General features: G+C 40.0%; 20 protein-coding genes, 1 tRNA gene and 1 pseudogene. 13 read left to right on the forward strand and 9 right to left on the reverse strand.

What is annotated here, in order from left to right; genetic code table 11:
• The first annotated feature begins 65 nt into the window (after nucleotides 1-65).
• On the forward strand, nucleotides 66-1,025 hold the full coding sequence (locus J7R13_RS00445) for an outer membrane protein (RefSeq protein WP_208436982.1): 960 nt from the start codon (nucleotides 66-68) through the stop codon (nucleotides 1,023-1,025).
• Between the two features lie 615 nt (nucleotides 1,026-1,640).
• Nucleotides 1,641-1,835, forward strand: coding sequence for a helix-turn-helix transcriptional regulator (locus J7R13_RS00450; protein WP_208436983.1), 195 nt, complete (start codon nucleotides 1,641-1,643; stop codon nucleotides 1,833-1,835).
• Nucleotides 1,836-2,110: 275 nt separating this feature from the next.
• On the opposite strand, the gene J7R13_RS00455 is transcribed toward J7R13_RS00450, so the two are convergent.
• From J7R13_RS00455 to J7R13_RS00465, 3 genes and pseudogenes are all read right to left on the reverse strand, one after another.
• Nucleotides 2,111-2,527, reverse strand: coding sequence for a hypothetical protein (locus J7R13_RS00455; RefSeq protein WP_208436984.1), 417 nt, complete (start codon nucleotides 2,525-2,527; stop codon nucleotides 2,111-2,113).
• A 373-nt stretch (nucleotides 2,528-2,900) separates the two neighbouring features.
• Nucleotides 2,901-3,106 (reverse strand): annotated as a pseudogene (locus tag J7R13_RS09900) (UDP-N-acetylglucosamine 1-carboxyvinyltransferase); the annotation flags it as partial.
• A gap of 127 nt (nucleotides 3,107-3,233) precedes the next feature.
• Nucleotides 3,234-3,503 (reverse strand): hypothetical protein, encoded by a 270-nt coding sequence (locus tag J7R13_RS00465; RefSeq protein WP_208436985.1) that lies wholly within the window; start codon nucleotides 3,501-3,503, stop codon nucleotides 3,234-3,236.
• Nucleotides 3,504-3,756: 253 nt separating this feature from the next.
• Here J7R13_RS00465 and J7R13_RS00470 point away from each other — a divergent pair, with 253 nt between their 5' ends.
• Entirely contained in the window at nucleotides 3,757-3,969 is a 213-nt protein-coding gene (locus J7R13_RS00470) for a hypothetical protein (protein ID WP_208436986.1), read from the forward strand.
• A gap of 15 nt (nucleotides 3,970-3,984) precedes the next feature.
• Here the strand turns inward: J7R13_RS00470 and J7R13_RS09780 are convergent, their stop codons facing one another.
• Nucleotides 3,985-4,116 carry a hypothetical protein gene (locus tag J7R13_RS09780; protein WP_281432473.1) on the reverse strand — a complete coding sequence of 44 codons (132 nt, stop codon included), beginning with the start codon at nucleotides 4,114-4,116 and terminating at the stop codon, nucleotides 3,985-3,987.
• A 2-nt stretch (nucleotides 4,117-4,118) separates the two neighbouring features.
• Here J7R13_RS09780 and J7R13_RS09785 point away from each other — a divergent pair, with 2 nt between their 5' ends.
• Together J7R13_RS09785 and J7R13_RS09790 are read left to right on the forward strand one after the other, a co-directional pair.
• The gene (locus J7R13_RS09785) at nucleotides 4,119-4,433 is read left to right on the forward strand and encodes a DUF3987 domain-containing protein (RefSeq protein ID WP_281432474.1); all 315 of its coding nucleotides are present in this window, start codon (nucleotides 4,119-4,121) and stop codon (nucleotides 4,431-4,433) included.
• Nucleotides 4,434-4,543: 110 nt separating this feature from the next.
• Nucleotides 4,544-4,627, forward strand: coding sequence for a hypothetical protein (locus J7R13_RS09790; protein ID WP_281432487.1), 84 nt, complete (start codon nucleotides 4,544-4,546; stop codon nucleotides 4,625-4,627).
• A gap of 144 nt (nucleotides 4,628-4,771) precedes the next feature.
• Here J7R13_RS09790 and J7R13_RS00480 read toward each other — a convergent pair.
• Nucleotides 4,772-4,856, reverse strand: a tRNA-Leu gene (locus tag J7R13_RS00480).
• Nucleotides 4,857-5,053: 197 nt separating this feature from the next.
• Between J7R13_RS00480 and J7R13_RS00485 the strand changes: the two genes are divergently transcribed.
• The 4 genes from J7R13_RS00485 to J7R13_RS00500 all read left to right on the forward strand — a co-directional run bounded on the left by J7R13_RS00485 (nucleotide 5,054) and on the right by J7R13_RS00500 (nucleotide 8,109).
• Nucleotides 5,054-5,662 carry a YqaA family protein gene (locus J7R13_RS00485; RefSeq protein ID WP_208436987.1) on the forward strand — a complete coding sequence of 203 codons (609 nt, stop codon included), beginning with the start codon at nucleotides 5,054-5,056 and terminating at the stop codon, nucleotides 5,660-5,662.
• Nucleotides 5,663-5,674: 12 nt separating this feature from the next.
• Nucleotides 5,675-6,247, forward strand: a complete 573-nt coding sequence (locus J7R13_RS00490) for a disulfide bond formation protein B (RefSeq protein WP_208436988.1) — start codon at nucleotides 5,675-5,677, stop codon at nucleotides 6,245-6,247.
• A 230-nt stretch (nucleotides 6,248-6,477) separates the two neighbouring features.
• Nucleotides 6,478-7,008: a type II toxin-antitoxin system PemK/MazF family toxin gene (locus J7R13_RS00495; protein ID WP_208436989.1), complete on the forward strand. Its 531-nt coding sequence runs from the start codon at nucleotides 6,478-6,480 to the stop codon at nucleotides 7,006-7,008.
• 846 nt (nucleotides 7,009-7,854) lie between these two features.
• On the forward strand, nucleotides 7,855-8,109 hold the full coding sequence (locus tag J7R13_RS00500) for a hypothetical protein (protein ID WP_208436990.1): 255 nt from the start codon (nucleotides 7,855-7,857) through the stop codon (nucleotides 8,107-8,109).
• A gap of 39 nt (nucleotides 8,110-8,148) precedes the next feature.
• On the opposite strand, the gene J7R13_RS00505 is transcribed toward J7R13_RS00500, so the two are convergent.
• On the reverse strand, nucleotides 8,149-8,457 hold the full coding sequence (locus tag J7R13_RS00505) for a hypothetical protein (protein ID WP_208436991.1): 309 nt from the start codon (nucleotides 8,455-8,457) through the stop codon (nucleotides 8,149-8,151).
• A gap of 290 nt (nucleotides 8,458-8,747) precedes the next feature.
• The gene (locus J7R13_RS00510) at nucleotides 8,748-9,422 is read right to left on the reverse strand and encodes a hypothetical protein (protein ID WP_208436992.1); all 675 of its coding nucleotides are present in this window, start codon (nucleotides 9,420-9,422) and stop codon (nucleotides 8,748-8,750) included.
• 934 nt (nucleotides 9,423-10,356) lie between these two features.
• On the opposite strand from J7R13_RS00510, the gene J7R13_RS00515 reads away from it, so the two are divergent.
• On the forward strand, nucleotides 10,357-11,250 hold the full coding sequence (locus J7R13_RS00515) for a VIT1/CCC1 transporter family protein (protein WP_208436993.1): 894 nt from the start codon (nucleotides 10,357-10,359) through the stop codon (nucleotides 11,248-11,250).
• 143 nt (nucleotides 11,251-11,393) lie between these two features.
• Nucleotides 11,394-11,936 carry a dUTP diphosphatase gene (dut, locus tag J7R13_RS00520; protein WP_208436994.1) on the forward strand — a complete coding sequence of 181 codons (543 nt, stop codon included), beginning with the start codon at nucleotides 11,394-11,396 and terminating at the stop codon, nucleotides 11,934-11,936.
• 425 nt (nucleotides 11,937-12,361) lie between these two features.
• Here dut and J7R13_RS00525 read toward each other — a convergent pair whose 3' ends face one another.
• On the reverse strand, nucleotides 12,362-12,940 hold the full coding sequence (locus J7R13_RS00525) for a biopolymer transporter ExbD (protein WP_208436995.1): 579 nt from the start codon (nucleotides 12,938-12,940) through the stop codon (nucleotides 12,362-12,364).
• A complete protein-coding gene (locus J7R13_RS00530) occupies nucleotides 12,937-13,815 on the reverse strand; it encodes a MotA/TolQ/ExbB proton channel family protein (RefSeq protein ID WP_208436996.1) in 879 nt (292 codons plus the stop codon). Before J7R13_RS00530 ends, J7R13_RS00525 begins: the two co-directional genes overlap by 4 nt.
• 714 nt (nucleotides 13,816-14,529) lie before the next feature.
• On the opposite strand from J7R13_RS00530, the gene J7R13_RS00535 reads away from it, so the two are divergent.
• Nucleotides 14,530-14,847 carry an ElaB/YgaM/YqjD family protein gene (locus J7R13_RS00535; protein ID WP_208436997.1) on the forward strand — a complete coding sequence of 106 codons (318 nt, stop codon included), beginning with the start codon at nucleotides 14,530-14,532 and terminating at the stop codon, nucleotides 14,845-14,847.
• A 3-nt stretch (nucleotides 14,848-14,850) separates the two neighbouring features.
• Complete coding sequence (locus tag J7R13_RS00540) at nucleotides 14,851-15,294, forward strand: hypothetical protein (protein WP_208436998.1); 444 nt, start codon at nucleotides 14,851-14,853, stop codon at nucleotides 15,292-15,294.
• The last annotated feature ends 21 nt before the right edge of the window (nucleotides 15,295-15,315 follow it).

Genomic DNA, 15,315 nt, shown 5'->3' on the forward strand with positions numbered 1-15,315 from the left:
ATATGGCTTTTTTAATTAAAGTATGCATAATGAGGGGCCTGTTTTAAAATAAATTAGGTGTTCATATGAATACAAAATGTTTAATTGCGATTTCTGTTGCGATTTTAATGACCTCTTCTACAGTGTGCGCAGCGCGTAGCGGTATTTATCCAGTGCGCGCATCTGTTAGTGATGTTTATCCCGTACAAACAGTTGAGAACGGTATTTATCCAGTGCGAACAGCTGAGAGCGGTGTTTATCCAGCATCAAGATCAGGTTATTCACAGGTTGTAATTTCTCAACCTTTTTCTTGGACCGGACTTTATCTTGGAGGGCAAATTGGTGGCTTCTCAAGCACAAGTGCCCTTACTTACTCTCAAGATCTTAATACTGGAAAATGGCCTTGGATTGATAAAGATTTATCACCTAAACCTTCAGGGTTCATAGTCGGCCTTTATGGGGGATCTAATATTGCTATAGGCAATGACTTTATTCTCAGTATTGATACAGATGCGGTCTTCTCTGGTAGACAAGACACAAAGACAGATAATGGAAAAAAAATTCGAAACGCTGACGAATTAGGGTCTATTAATACAACCTTTGAAAAAGCTGGCATTCAAATTAAAAAACCTGATTCTCCTGATGAGACGATCCTCGATATCGGTCATCAGCTTGTAAGCAGTATCACTTTAAAAGAAACATGGGCTGGTGCTATGCGTGTACGTTTTGGCCTTGCTTCTGATTATATCATGCCGTACGTTTCAGGTGGTATTGCTTATGCACAGATGCAATATATCGTATCACTTTTAGCAAAATCAGAAGAAGATCCATCTACAATACTCGCTTCTGGCAATGTGTTCGACAAAACAAAAATAATGGTTGGTTTTACAGCTGGTTGCGGTATTGATTTTGGAGTGACTGAGAGTCTTATCCTGCGTGCAGAATATCGTTATTCGGATTTTGGTAAAAAAGTATTCGAAAAAGATAAACTTGAAATTGGCTACAAAACTAATGATTTCCGCATTGGTTTTGCTTATAAATTTTAATTCACTGCAAAATTAAATTGCTAAAACCCCTACCAAAGGCAGGGGTTTTATTGTTTCTCAGGTTGTGAAGATCTGCCCTTAAAGAGCGAAAAGAGAACGATAAAAAAGGTCATATCGTTTTTTTTTAATATTCATGAGGATTTTTATAACCAAATTTTCCACTGCATAGAGAGGAATAGTTTCAACAATCTCAAATGCTATAAATGTTTCTTTCTGCTCATCCCTTTTACAAGCTTAAGCAAAAGCCGTAAGAACAACAAATACCCCTTATGAGGTCGCAGAAATCATTCTAGCTCGTAGGGTGTGAGTAAAGTAGAGCGTACCTTATCGTTTATACAAACTCTTTAGAACAGCACCCTCTCTTGATGGAGACATGGGCTGCTTATATCACCGGTCAAAGTTAAGAAATGACATGTCTTCCCTCATGATCTGTAGAGAACTTTTTCTCTCTCTTTTCTCTCATTCTTTCTCTATAGGACTTATAAGGAGTCATCTCAGAAAAAATCTAATAAGATACTGTTTTTATGAGCAAAGTTACTTTCCCATGGCTCAAAAATATGGCTCACGAAATGGTTATCGATTTATTTGAATTTTTTATCTTGAAAAGATTTTATAATGAATGATACCCTTTTTACTGCGCATGAAAATGCAAAACTGCTTCATATGAGTGTTTCAACATTCCGAGGTCATGTGGCCAATGAATCTTTACCAAAGCCCTTAAAATTTAGTTTTTTATCGCGTTGGTTACAATCAGATCTGATAAATGTAAACGAGAAAGCAAAAACGCACCACCAAAGTAACGCGGCATAAAAAAAACCTTGTTCGTCCTTACGTGACAAGGCTTTCTAAATTCCCCAAATTATGGATAAAAAACTGTCCCGTGACGCAACATCACAGGATGAGAAAATTTACAGTGATATGAATACACAAAGTTTTACCAACGCCTTGCGCAATGAAAATTCAGCACATTCTTTATGCTATATTGCTTCATAGACAGTGCTAGGAGGGCGGATAAAAGAAACAATCCCCGCCATTCTAAGCAAAAACAAGGAGGGGAGATTGTTTCTCATCACAAGCAGCAAAACTTAAGGCTGGCATTCTGGTTGATCTTTATTCTCTTTACAATGAGGACTATTTAAGCGTATCTCAACACTTCGCTGAGGAATAACAGCATCAGGTTGACAAATGGGAAGATTATAATCTTTATACTTCTCATGCTCACACCACTGCGTCTCTTTAAATTTATTATGAAATCCCGCTTGGAGCATGCAAGCATCAACGGATGCCTGTGCATTGAGTCTTTCACGAACGCTCAAGTCTTTTTCTGAAGGAAGATCAGAAAAAGCCTGTGTTCCACATTCTAACAATGCTTTTTTTATCTCAAGCCTATCTGCACCAGTCTTTTCCCACGCATCTACAATCGTTAGAGGAGTTTGATCTGAGCCACATCCAGATATAATGAACAACGCTATTCCGCTCAATAATTTTAAGATTTTCTTCATTTCATCCTCTATAATAACTTTTCATATTATAAAACAATCCATATATTTTTATATTCTAGTTTCTCGCTTCAAGAACAATCATAGCTATTATCAGTGCTTTATATAGAAAAACTGTCCTGTGAAGCAATATTATAGGATGAGAAAATACACAATTATAGGAATGTTCAGAACATAACACATGTCTTGTACGGTGTCTGGCGTGGACGTTATGGACTTTTGCCCCTTGTCCTGCCCATAACGATAGGTTGGCTGATTTATCCCTTGCCAATGGAAATGATGAGCGTCCCTTATTCTATTGTTATGCTAGCTGTCCTTTTAGAGAGATCATAAAAGCGCTCAGAAGAATTAGTTTACTAAGGAAACAAACTTATGATCACACGCTTTTTTCTTCTAACCTCTCAAATCCATGATCAAGATGATAGACACGATTGACAATTGTCTCTCCCTTTGCCACCAATGCCGCAATCACAAGAGAAACAGAAGCGCGCAAATCAAAAACCATGACGGAGTCCCCACTTGCAAATGCTCTGTTGCATGAGATGCGTTTCCCTCCAACCCACAGCGCTTTATCCGTGCCCCATCAACAATATCACTCTTTCTCAGCTTTTAAAGAGTGAAGCTACTTTTTTGTTAGAGCCGTCTTTTATAGGTTTTCCATGTCCATTGTTTCATCAGTTAAAGAGATTACATCACCATTTTATCCGTGTCAGTCCCAGTGCCCAAGAGTTTTGCTAAGCTTCCGTGGATTGCCAGATTCTAAAGGATTACAATCCGGATGCTTGTCATTTACTATACACCATTCTATAAATGCAGGATCATTCTGAAAATCTTCTTGGTCACCATGAACAAGAACTTTTTTTTCAAATTGATTTGCACCATATTTCTCCCATATACCTGCAATCGTTTGAGGCAATTGAGCCTGATAACATCCAACCATAATCAATAAAGCACCCAATAATTTCAAATTCTGCTTCATTTTATTATCCTTGAACAATTATAAACACTATAAAAATACATAAATTATTTTATTACCATATTTTTATATTAAAAAAATAATAAATATTACGAACATTTGCTATCATTTTGAATATATATTTTAATACTTTTCTGAGGAATGAGAACACAAAGAAGAAGATCTTCAGTATTATAATTCTGATAGTAAACCCGCTTTGTTCTCTGGTTTGTTATCGCACCCTGTGAGTTTGTGAACATTCCTTTCAGCCAATGAAATGATGCGTGCAAATTTACCCGATATCAAAGCCCGTCTCACCAGTGCAATAAATGGCGATGATGCGGGTCATAAAGCAGGTTTCACCCTCGCTGCGCATGCTTATAAACAAGGCTTTGATATCTTTATGCTGCAAGCCACGTATGGCTCTCATTTCAATGATTTCACAGTATCAAAGGTAAATAACATGGCACAAGAGAGCAAAAATGTTTGAGAGAATAATTCTCCTTTAAATGATAACGATAAGTCTCTTTAAAAAAGCACGCTTGTTTAAAAGCCATTCCTTATGAGCAAAACGGTTGAGAGAAATTACAACCGCTTCAATATAGCCTCTTACTGAGCGATCCTCTTCACGTTGCACAAGTGCCTTTAACCTTAAGCCGCTCTATTGATAACGTTGCTGAGAGCCAACAATCCTCTCTCGATCTTATTGCTGCTTCTGCTTTATGTGGCTTGGCTGCTATCATTGGAAATGGCGTGCAGTATTGCTCCAAAACAACATACCAATTGGAAAATTGCCCCTCATCTCTGGGGGGCATTGTTGGCAGAGCATCAACACGCAAAACACCAGAAATGAAAGCTGCTTTAGCCCCTCTCTATGATCTTCAAAAGGAATGGTATCAAGAATGGAGACACCAGAAAAAACGACAAGAAACAAAAGATATTCTCATGGAATGAGACAAATGAGAAAAGAAAAAACAAGCCCTTGCTCTTCTTTCACAACCTCTTGAATACAAAGAAGTGATGATAATGACACCCTTGTTAAACGGCGTCTTATTGTCAATGATGTGACCGTAGAAAAGCTTAGGAAATTGTTAAAAGAAAACCCACGTAGATTATTGATGGTCCGTGATGAACTGGCTGGTTTTTAGCCAATCTGGAAAGAAAACTGAAATCAGACAAAGATGATATTGTATTTTAGGCTCTCTGGATATGCCTTCTCTCATCGTCTTAAAGGATAACACCCTACAGCACACCAAACGCCCTACTGGAAATAAGGGGGAATGCCTATAAAGTGGTGCGGGCGGTCGGACTCGAACCGACACTCCTCTCGGAACCAGATTTTGAGTCTGGCGCGTCTACCAGTTCCACCACACCCGCACACCATTCATAAAGGACAGACTTGTCCACTATCCCCCTGCACTATATGAAGAAGGATAGATTCGTCAACACCCGATTTTTTTGTTTTTTAAGAATCCGTATTATTTTGCCTCTCTAGTCTTACGGAAGGCATGCTCCATGGGATTTAAAGGGAACAATTTGTAAAGTTTTTACTTCTTAGATTTATGAAAGTCCTCATGATATTGAACAGACTAAAGCTTTGGACGATTTCTTTAGCAAATCGGCGCACAGCGCCCCATTGGCTTGGGTTTATTGCCTTTATTGAAAGTTCTGTTTTTCCGATCCCAGCAGATGTTTTGTATATCCCGATGGCACTTGTGCATCGCAAGCGGGCTTATCGCTATGCCTTTATTGCCACTGTATGTTCTGTTTTAGGGGGAATTGCCGGTTGGCTTATTGGGTATTTTGCCTATGACACACTTGCCAAACCAATTTTAGAGTTTTATGGTAAAGTTGAAAGTTTTGAAGCACTGAAAAACAGTGCAACACTGCAATTTCTTATAATTTTACTGATCACTTCTGGTTTTTTACACCTCCCTCCTCTCAAGATTGTCACGATTTTGGCAGGTGTCATGGGTGTACATCTTGAACTTTTCATTCTTATTTGTATTTTTGCTAGAGGAGCTCGTTTTTACCTGCTTGCGTGGCTCATTCAACGTTTTGGACAACAAGCAATGAATTTTCTTTCCCACCATTTCAAATGGATTGTCCTGATCTGTTGTGTTACTCTCCTATTGGTTTATGGAATTTTCATAGCCTTTGTGAACAAGCACCTTTTATTTTAAGGAATATGCTCAATGGCACACATTTTGTCTTCCCAAAATATCTTAAAGAAGCATTTTCATCTTAAACCAAGCAGAAAAGAGCTAAGTTTATGGGCTTTTTTTCTAGCGTTTTGCTTATCAAGCACGATAGGCTTAGCACTTGGTTTTGAACATCTGGGAGGATATCTTCCTTGTGATTTATGTCTCATTGAGCGTTTTCCGTATTACGGTGCCCTCCCATTTTTGCTTTTAGCGGGTTTTGGAGCATGGTTTTTCCGCATATCTTTTGGAATACAACTTTTATTTTTCTGCGTTTTTGTCTTAATGTCCATTAGCTTTGTTTTAGCAGTATATCATACAGGGATTGAATATGGTTTTTGGCCAGCTCCCCCCAGTTGTGGTTTAAGCGTGATAAGAAAAACAACAGACGCTAACCAACTGTTCGATCTCTTGAACAACATCCATCCCCCTTCTTGTTCTGAAGCGTCTATGCGCTTTCTTTCTCTCTCCTTTGCTGGTTGGAATGTTGTTGCCAGTCTGTTTTACATGCTTATCAGCCTTTATATTGCTTCAAAAGGGATACTCTCAGGTGCTAAAAAACGATAACCAAAAATAAGGGTGAAACCACATGCTCCCTTCCCCCAAACATCTTTCCTCGACACCAGCTCCTTTCCCCCAGTATCTCTCTCCAGAAAAGACTCAAAAGAGGAAATAACAGACGCAATACATTTTATTATTTCGCCTCTCTGTACTTACCGGAAATATTTTGATAAAAGCCCGCGATGGAAAAGCGATAAACAAGAAGTGAGGGGACCAATAAATACGAATGGTCTGCCATGCCTGAGGATAAGAATACAACGCCTCCTGTTACAACTCCGTCGCCCACTCCCTTAGATATATGCCAACTTGAAGAACCGCACATCATGATGGAACATGATCATGATGCATGGCTGGAGCATGCGCGGGTAGGAGATTTAAATGCTCCTTACAAAAAACCACCCCATATAAAACCACGAATCAAATCGGCACCCCGCATTAGGCAAGTTTTTTGGTGCGATTTTCCTCATGATTCAATATTGCCTGAATTTTGGAAAAAGCGGCCTGTTTTAGTGCTTTCTAAGAATGCAAAACTCTATGGGAATGTTACGGTTTTGCCTTTTTCGACGAAATCACAACCCAATAATCCAGCCGCCTATCCACTTCAGTCTCCGATAGAAAATAAAAAAGCATGGATTATCTGCAATTATGTTACAACGGTTTCCGTAAGTCGCTTAAGTTGTTCGCATACTGTTCCAAGATTATCTGAAGAAGACTTTCATAAAGTCGTAGCTCTTATGCTCAAACATTTACCGCGTTTACACCATTGACTTTTTAAAAAAATAAGCGTATATATACCAGCATACACGGCATCAGCAATGGTGGCCGCTTCCCCGCAAGGGGAGATAGGAACGGAGGAGTGGGCAACCGCTCCTTTCGTCGTTTTTAGCGTTCAACAATATCATAAACGTCATCATATAATATAGTAAGCTGAAGCAAAAAAATTCTACCGGATGCGAGGATATGGTAAGAGATTGTCATTTCGCCAATCGCTTGCTCAGTCACTTACCTAATCGCTTATTTGTGGAGGGCTGTTTCATAAAGAACAAGCTTTCATGACCTGTTGTCCTCGTACTGGTTCATACTTTTCTCCTCGAGAAAGCGGCTCATCATGAAAAGCTGATTCTTTAGGTGCTCTCAAAAGAGCCATGCTGATACATATGTAGCGCAAGAAAAAAGTCTGCTCCGTTAATCTGCTTCATCATCATCCATTGCTACGGTAAGACATTGCCACGGTAAAGCACGTTTGATGATCTGAGAGCTTCAGTCATATCATTTCGCTGGTAAAAATTTTTTCCCAAAAAGAGCATGCTCCTGTAACAAACCAGAAGTCAATGCAAAACCACTTTCTTTTCCTTCAAAAAGAACACCATGTTGTCTATCGCCTTAACTTAAATGCACTGCCTCGTCTGTAACAGATCGACAATATAGCTTGTACAGGAAGACTTTCAGCTTTCAAACCATCCCTTCACAAAGAGCTCCACGCCAAAGCTCTATACTAAATCTCCACACCAAAGCTCTATGCTAAAGTATTTTTGGGTTGATTGGGCTTACTTCTAAATTTCTTGCGCCTTGGATGCTTTTTTTTGCTCAACATATTTCTCCGCAGAGAAAAAATGGAGAAAATTTTTCTCCAAAAGAAAATTATTTTGATTGTCAGTTTTATTTCCAAAACACGCATATTTTTAGCAGGATACATTCTTCTCTCTATCCGCCATATCGCTTTCAGTATGCTTGTCATTCCTAAAAATGTACAACCAGCGTCACAATGCAGAAATAAGCATCCCTCCATCCCCTTCACAAGAGACAAATTGGTGTGTTGGTCATCACGCGCGGGGCAGCGTGCCGGTGCATGGCAATCCAGTTCATAGCGATCACGCCATACACACGTTCTTTTTTTGGCATTTTTATTATAAACCATTCATGATGTCCTTTAAATGTTGTACCACAGAACGCGTTTTGCTCTTGTACAAATTGGCTGTTGAAAAGAAATCTTGTCCTGTCCATAGCAAGGTTTCTTTATGCGTCGCGCTTATTACCCTCCGCTTTGCTTGCTCTAATAACAGTGATGTTACGAATTTTTCCCAGCACGATAATGCGCCTCTTGTGAGCGATTTGTGCATCATCTGATCAGCAATACGCTGCCAAGATATCAGTACACTTATCCGAAAAATTTTCGCGCTTTCACGCACAGGGAAAAAAGAGGGAATTTTAGTCATTCTCGACTCCATTTTTTTTAATTTGGATTGCAAGATGCCCAAAAAAATCCAACAAAAATAGAGAGATAAGTTACGAAAACTATGGGAGAGATTTCAGCTTTATTTGATCTTTTTCACCCTAAATGATGATGATAAAAAGCCTTTAGAAAAAAGATAAAGAATATTTTTTCATTTAAAAACAACGCACTAAAACATAAGGGAGGTTACCTTAAACCTCCCCCTAGATAAAGTATTTTTCAATCCACAAGAGCACGAGAAAAAACAGAATTATCACTCTTTTTAGCATCTCCTTATTCTAAAGGAGCAGCAGCCATTGTTTTTGGAGCACCTCCTTTAGGTTCCCAATTAGCAACACTTGCGAGCTGCTCAATGACACCATTGTTTGGCTTATCAGTTTTCTTATCCAATAAATTATATTGAGAAGCATGCTCTTGCAGCCATTTTTCAAGTGTTTGTTTAACAGTTTTATTGGGTGCAGCTTCCTTCACCGCTTCCCATGCTGCAACAACCGCAGCGAGCTTTGGAGCATAGCGCGGATGCGTTGGATCTTGAAACCCATATTTTTGATCCTTCATTTCATGAGAATCATCCTCAGGAAAGAAAAATTTAGGTCGCTTATCGCATGATAAAAGCCATTCTTTCAAATCCTCAATGGAAACAGTGGAATATGCAACTATACGATCATTCTCCATAGGATTAAGCGAAAGATACTGATCGTAGAACCATTCTATCTTTAATTGCCCTTCTTCTCCTGCTCTTGTCATCTCGTTATAAACAGCTCGAAACAAAGCAATTTTAGAGTTTCCTACAAAACTACCTCCTTCGTGAATATTACCCTTTTCAGGTCTTATTTCGTTAGAAAAGCTACAAATGAGGGGGTTCACTTCTGCTATCAATAATGCTGCCTGCGGTAATGTTAGTTTTCCAGAACGCCGAAGCCATTTCAAACTTTCATCAATTTCCATATATGTCCCCTTTTATCTGTAAAACTTGACTATCTTTAAAAACACCAAAAATACTCTCTTTTGGCACAGTGAGATTATGCGCTTCTCACGCCACAACTTATCACATTCCATAGCCCCCCCTTGTGATACACAAACAAATGATTTCGATTGATCAATGATTAAGAAGTCTTTGGATTAAGAGAATCTACTGTATTCAGAGCTCTCATTCAAGTTTCAAGGCGATAAATTATCATGAATAAATTATAAATTTTCATGCTGAATCAAACAATTGACTATTCCACTATCTTTCTGTTTTATGCACTCTCACCCCGCAATCAGCAAAATCCATATGATCGCAATACAAAAGGTGGATTGGTTACACGCAAACCAACCACTTGTGTGCAAAAGCAATAACAACGTTAAGTGCCAGTAAAAAGAATATAGAGAATAGCATATAGCATGATGACGCCCGCTTGCATCTTCATAAGCATAAAGAAGATGATACCCATTGCACCAGTGTGCAATGACATCCACTCTTGCACAGAAGCAGTTGATTACAACGCATGCTCTTCTTCTCATCTCAACATCAACACAAATCTCTCACAATGCTCTGAAAAAGCATAGCCTTCGCACATCACACCAGCCCAGCAGATCTCCTCCAGCCCTCAGTACCCTCCCCAAGCGCAGCACATCTCCCCTTTTTCCACACCCCCCTCTCATCCGCTGGCACGGTTGCCCAGATAATCTCCCCATTTTTTTCATATACTGTGTTCTTCCAACTTATTTCCTTTTTCTTTTGTAACCAGTTTTTTGTACCTTCTTCACACACCAGCTTGACACATCAATACCCCTCTCTTCTCACCCCTGTCTTTTACCAATTCTTAAATTTTAGATTGACTTTCACATTTTTGTTCTTATATCCTTAGAACTATTCTAAAGTACAAAGGAACAGAAAATGTTGAAATTGTTTTTTTCATTTGTACAACGTAAAGCTCTGTCCTTTCGTTCAGCACAAAAAATGATGATTCGAGCACTCAAGGCAAAAGAACACCATGCGGCTCTTTATTTAAAGTACGCAAAGGCTCTCAAACCTTATTCTTCTAAGCAAGCAGCAATTTTTGCAAAAATGGGCATGCAAGAGCTTGAAAATTATAAGCAGCTGCTTTGCCTTTCTTGTAGCAATCGTGCAAGGACTGTAGATTCATTGTGCGACCATCCTGCCCTTGTAACAAGTAAGCACTCCAGCGCAAATGCATGCACGATAACCCCCAACGCAAATGCAGGAACAATAGCTGCAAACACGAATGCGCATACAATAGCTGCAAATACAAATGCGCACACAGCAACGGTGAAAAAACAAGCTCCGAAAAAGCCATCAAAAACGCATCAACAAATGCTTTTAACGTGGATTCAACCTGGTCTTGCAGGCTTAATGGATGGCTCTGTTTCCACCCTTGCGCCCATTTTTGCAGCAGCTTTTGCAACGGGAGATACGCATCAAACTTTTTTGATAGGGCTCTCGGCTTCAATTGGAGCAGGTCTTTCAATGGGTTTCACAGAAGCAGCCCATGACGATGGCAAATTGTCAGGTCGCGGTTCTCCATTGAAAAGAGGCATTGCCAGCGGTGTCATGACAACGTTAGGCGGATTAGGTCACGCACTTCCTTATTTGATTAATTCTTTTTACGTTGCAACAGTTATTGCATTTATTATTGTCTTTTTCGAACTCTGGGCGATAGTCTGGATTCAAAACAAATTTATGTCGACCCCTTTTTGGCGCGCATCCTTACAAGTTATCATTGGTGGAGCTCTCGTTTTCGCTACGGGGATCTTCATTGGCAGTATATAAAACAAACACTATGGAAAAAAAGCATTTACCATACAAAACAAGCTGTGGAATCTCTCACTTCCAGAGATCTTTAGCTGCTTGTTTCAAAGGCGGTCTTTTGTTAGAGTTGTGTTTGTTTTTTATATTTTGGAGATGCTTTGACCATGCCCTATACGCACCTGAACAGCCCAAAGAGCCCCTCTTCGTCGAATGCATCCCCTCATCTTGCACAAAAGATAACCTTATCAATCCAGCGCCTTGAACATGGGCAAGGTCTAGAACTTCCCCACTATGCCACAGCGGGTTCTGCTGGTCTCGATCTACGAGCAGCAGTTGGGGAAGAAGAAACACTCACTCTTGCTCCAGGACAGCGCGCCCTTATTCCAACAGGTCTTGTCTTTCACTTGTCTCCTGGGTTTGAAGCACAAATACGTCCACGCTCTGGTTTAGCCTTAAAGCATGGCATCACATGCCTAAACACCCCTGGAACAATTGACAGCGATTACCGTGGTGAAGTCAAAGTTCTTCTCATCAATTTAGGGCAAGAAAACTTCTCCATTACACGCGGCATGCGCATTGCACAAACAGTCATAGCACCGGTTACCCAAGTGGATGTTTGCGAAATTGAACCAGATCAACAAGACAACTCCCAAAGCAGCACGGGAAGTCGTGGCACAGGGGGCTTTGGCTCAACAGGACAGACCTAAACAGTGCATTGCACAAAAGGAATGGACATCCTTGCACGTGAACAGAGCACGCTTAACAGATTTCATCTTTTGCCTAGTTTTGAAGCTCAAATATGTTTGCGCTTCAATCTCACTTTAAAACACACCACCACATGTTTAAACACCCCTAGAACAATTGCGTGCAATTATCTGGGTGCGAAAGGTACTTCTTCCTCAATTGAGGCAAAAAACTTTCCCCTTAAACAGGGTATGGCGCAGTGTGTAAACGATTGTCGCACCGATCATTCAAGGAAAATGTTTGCACTCTTGAACAAGATAAAAATATCTAAAGCAATGCGGGGAGATCGAGGTACCAAAAGAGCGAAGAACAGGGAAAATTAAGCACAACAAAATAGAATGAGAGCAAAAATAAATGGCAAAGCACCACTCTCTATCGACAGTTTATTTTACTCTATAGGGGAAACAGTTCCCCCTAGGGAAGTATTCGCGTTTACCACGTCGCTTATCGACGCCGCCCCCACATTACCAGTAACGTTCACACTTTCTGCATCTGTAGGATTTGTTGTTCTATCACTTTCTGTACTTTTTGCCGTGCCACTGGAAGACTTTTGCAACCCCATAAGACCGACTTTAGTGTATCCAGCAGCTCGTATTTGATTGAGCAAATCAACGACAGCCCCATAATCAATTTCACTATCGGCTTTGATCAAAATTTTTGTCTCTAAATTTTGGTTCGTTTCTTTAAGCAAAGCTTCAGTAAACACCGTTTGGTTGACAAGATTATCACCAACATAAAGAGAACGATCTTTTTGCAAAGTCACATAAAGAGGCTGATCAGGTTGAACCACAGGGGGTGCTTGGGTGATGGAAGGAAGTTGCACTGGAATAACAGATGTTGCCAAAGGAGCAGCCACCATAAAAACAATAAGCAAGACTAGAACAACATCAATAAAAGGGGTTACATTGATCTCGTGGTGCAACCCACCCTCATCTGTCTCCCAATGATCATTAAAGCCTGCTTTCATTTTTTATGACTTTTCTGTTTTCTGTGTCTATCGAGCTCACGGCTCAAGAGCCTTTCAAGTGCAGCGGCAATATCGCCCAAATCATTGCGATAACTACTCAGAGCACGCATAAGGCTATTATACATAACAACGGCGGGAATGGCTACAAAAAGCCCAATAGCCGTTGCAAGCAAAGCTTCAGCAATTCCAGGAGCAACCACATCGAGCCGCGTTGTTTGAGACTGTGCAATACCGATAAAAGAATTCATAATTCCCCAAACGGTTGCAAAAAGACCAACAAAGGGAGCAACTGCACCAATCGTTGCAAGAACAGCGCTCCCACATGCAACACGACGCGTAGCAGCTAACAAGCAGCGTGACAAAAGCGAATGGACCCTCTCCTTTACGCCTTCATTCATATCGCGCGTAACCTCCTCATAGCGATCAACCTCCTCATAAAAGAGGGGATATTCATCAGCAATGGTTTGTGTCCCCTTTTGCATCTCTTGTTTTGCATTGCCTCTTTCACCAGCAGCTCCACCGATTTCCTCATTCCCAACAAAATGAACCTGTTGTGTAGAAAGATACACTTCTTTAAGAAGTTCTTTGAGAAAGAACACACCAGCCCCTTTACTTTCTTTTAAGCTAGCAGCCAAACGCGTGAGGGTTTGAGCACGAAGAGTCAATTGCAGTTCGTAACGCGCGCGTCGTTTTGCCAAAGTAATCTCAACGATTTTGACAAAAGCAATTGTCCAAGAAGCAAGAGAAGCAAGCAACAAAAGAACGATAACAGCTTTCACAACAAAATCAGCCGCCATAAACATAGAAAAAGGGGAAAAGTCATGTGCTGCAAACACAGCAGACATGCTCTCTAAGGGTACTGTCTCAGATTCCATTTCTGTCTCACACGGTTGTAGTTTTCTATTTTAATCTTACAGCTGTGCCATTAGCCCCCGTAGCATCACTTTTCTACAATGCCATATCCCTCTTAATCTCACTCTGTATTTGTCTTAAGAAATAAAACTTGATAAATCAAGTGTAGTTTTATTTCATGGAACGTCTCTTTCAAGAGGGATTTTTAAGAAATTTTTTTCTATACACATTCCAACAAATGTATCGTACCACAAGACTTAACAAACAAGATGCGCATTACGTTCAAAAATTTGATTTATAAAAAGAATTGATAAAATATCCTATACATGCGTACATCAAAAATAAGAATATTTTTCCCCCCTCTTCCTCAAAATCATAAGAAACCGTTTTCTTTCCCATCACAAGCCCCCCACATACGGATAACACCTACTAGAAAAAGACAACAGAGCACACACCCCTCATACAAAATGGGGAGCAATATTGAAATCTGACAAACAATACGATAGTGCTGACGGATTTTTTCATAAGCATAAAACTGGCACGGCCCAAGGGGTTTTTCGTCATATTCTTCACAGAGAAAATTTATTTTATGCAAAATGCTTTTAAATTGACCAAGAGATGGAACTTAAAAAAACATTTGGCGTTACAAAAGCAGTGAAAATTTTTACTCCAATGCAAATGATCACTATGAACACACAAATACTGAGTAATGATGAATCAGAGAGGGAAAGAGCATCATGGCAAACAATAAAACACCAGAGAATAATAAAACGAAAGATCTACAAGGACAGTTAGAGAAGTTACGCGGTGAAATTTCAGGAATAACCTCAACACTAACAGATCTTGGAGCAAACAAGTTAAGCACAGCGAAAGATAAAGCCGAAAAACTATATCATTCCGCGAAAGAAAGCGGTGAAGATATGATGTCTCAAGCAAAAGAAAAAATCGGCGATCTTGAACAAACTATGAACCAATGTGTTCGTAAAAACCCTGGCAAAAGCATTCTATTTGCAGCAGGTGTTGGTTTTATTCTTGCTCAATTATTGCGTCGTTAAGCAATGCATAAGTTTATCGTTCCTCTTTTAAACCATCTTGCCGGTGGAGGATTAAAAAGCACCGTCAAGCAGGTCCGCCTTCAAGCAATCTGCTGTGGGATTATAAGCATCTCATTGTTCATGTCATTGCTCTTTTTATGTATGATAGGCTTTCTTGCATTATGTTCAATCATGAAGCCTCTTGCAGCAGCCAGCACAATGTTTTTCGTTTGGCTTTTTGTTGCAGGCTTGGGTGTTTTGATTGGCCGTGTTGTTAAAACTTACCAACACTACGAACAACAAAAGAAGTCGGAAGAACAACGCCATCAACTTATGACAGATGCGACGCTTTCCAGCATTGAGCTTCTCAGCAAACATCTTCCTTTTGCCAAATTGAGCGTTCCAGTGCTTGGACTTGCAACTTATTTCCTGTGGAAAAAAGATAAAAAAGACCGCTTTTTAAAGTAGGATATGCAATGCTGCACTTCT

The sequence above is a fragment of the Bartonella taylorii 8TBB genome (assembly GCF_902825155.1).
In the GTDB taxonomy this organism is placed as follows: domain Bacteria; phylum Pseudomonadota; class Alphaproteobacteria; order Rhizobiales; family Rhizobiaceae; genus Bartonella; species Bartonella taylorii_A.

Excerpts from the sequence above, each read along its gene's own strand:
- J7R13_RS00445 (WP_208436982.1), top strand. The coding sequence starts at position 66 with ATGAATACAAAATGTTTAATTGCGATTTCTGTTGCGATTTTAATGACC.
- J7R13_RS00450 (WP_208436983.1), top strand. The coding sequence starts at position 1,641 with ATGAATGATACCCTTTTTACTGCGCATGAAAATGCAAAACTGCTTCAT.
- J7R13_RS00455 (WP_208436984.1), bottom strand. The coding sequence starts at position 2,527 with ATGAAGAAAATCTTAAAATTATTGAGCGGAATAGCGTTGTTCATTATA.
- J7R13_RS00465 (WP_208436985.1), bottom strand. The coding sequence starts at position 3,503 with ATGAAGCAGAATTTGAAATTATTGGGTGCTTTATTGATTATGGTTGGA.
- J7R13_RS00470 (WP_208436986.1), top strand. The coding sequence starts at position 3,757 with ATGATGCGTGCAAATTTACCCGATATCAAAGCCCGTCTCACCAGTGCA.
- J7R13_RS00485 (WP_208436987.1), top strand. The coding sequence starts at position 5,054 with ATGATATTGAACAGACTAAAGCTTTGGACGATTTCTTTAGCAAATCGG.
- J7R13_RS00490 (WP_208436988.1), top strand. The coding sequence starts at position 5,675 with ATGGCACACATTTTGTCTTCCCAAAATATCTTAAAGAAGCATTTTCAT.
- J7R13_RS00495 (WP_208436989.1), top strand. The coding sequence starts at position 6,478 with ATGCCTGAGGATAAGAATACAACGCCTCCTGTTACAACTCCGTCGCCC.
- J7R13_RS00500 (WP_208436990.1), top strand. The coding sequence starts at position 7,855 with ATGGAGAAAATTTTTCTCCAAAAGAAAATTATTTTGATTGTCAGTTTT.
- J7R13_RS00505 (WP_208436991.1), bottom strand. The coding sequence starts at position 8,457 with ATGACTAAAATTCCCTCTTTTTTCCCTGTGCGTGAAAGCGCGAAAATT.
- J7R13_RS00510 (WP_208436992.1), bottom strand. The coding sequence starts at position 9,422 with ATGGAAATTGATGAAAGTTTGAAATGGCTTCGGCGTTCTGGAAAACTA.
- J7R13_RS00515 (WP_208436993.1), top strand. The coding sequence starts at position 10,357 with ATGTTGAAATTGTTTTTTTCATTTGTACAACGTAAAGCTCTGTCCTTT.
- dut (WP_208436994.1), top strand. The coding sequence starts at position 11,394 with ATGCCCTATACGCACCTGAACAGCCCAAAGAGCCCCTCTTCGTCGAAT.
- J7R13_RS00525 (WP_208436995.1), bottom strand. The coding sequence starts at position 12,940 with ATGAAAGCAGGCTTTAATGATCATTGGGAGACAGATGAGGGTGGGTTG.
- J7R13_RS00530 (WP_208436996.1), bottom strand. The coding sequence starts at position 13,815 with ATGGAATCTGAGACAGTACCCTTAGAGAGCATGTCTGCTGTGTTTGCA.
- J7R13_RS00535 (WP_208436997.1), top strand. The coding sequence starts at position 14,530 with ATGGCAAACAATAAAACACCAGAGAATAATAAAACGAAAGATCTACAA.
- J7R13_RS00540 (WP_208436998.1), top strand. The coding sequence starts at position 14,851 with ATGCATAAGTTTATCGTTCCTCTTTTAAACCATCTTGCCGGTGGAGGA.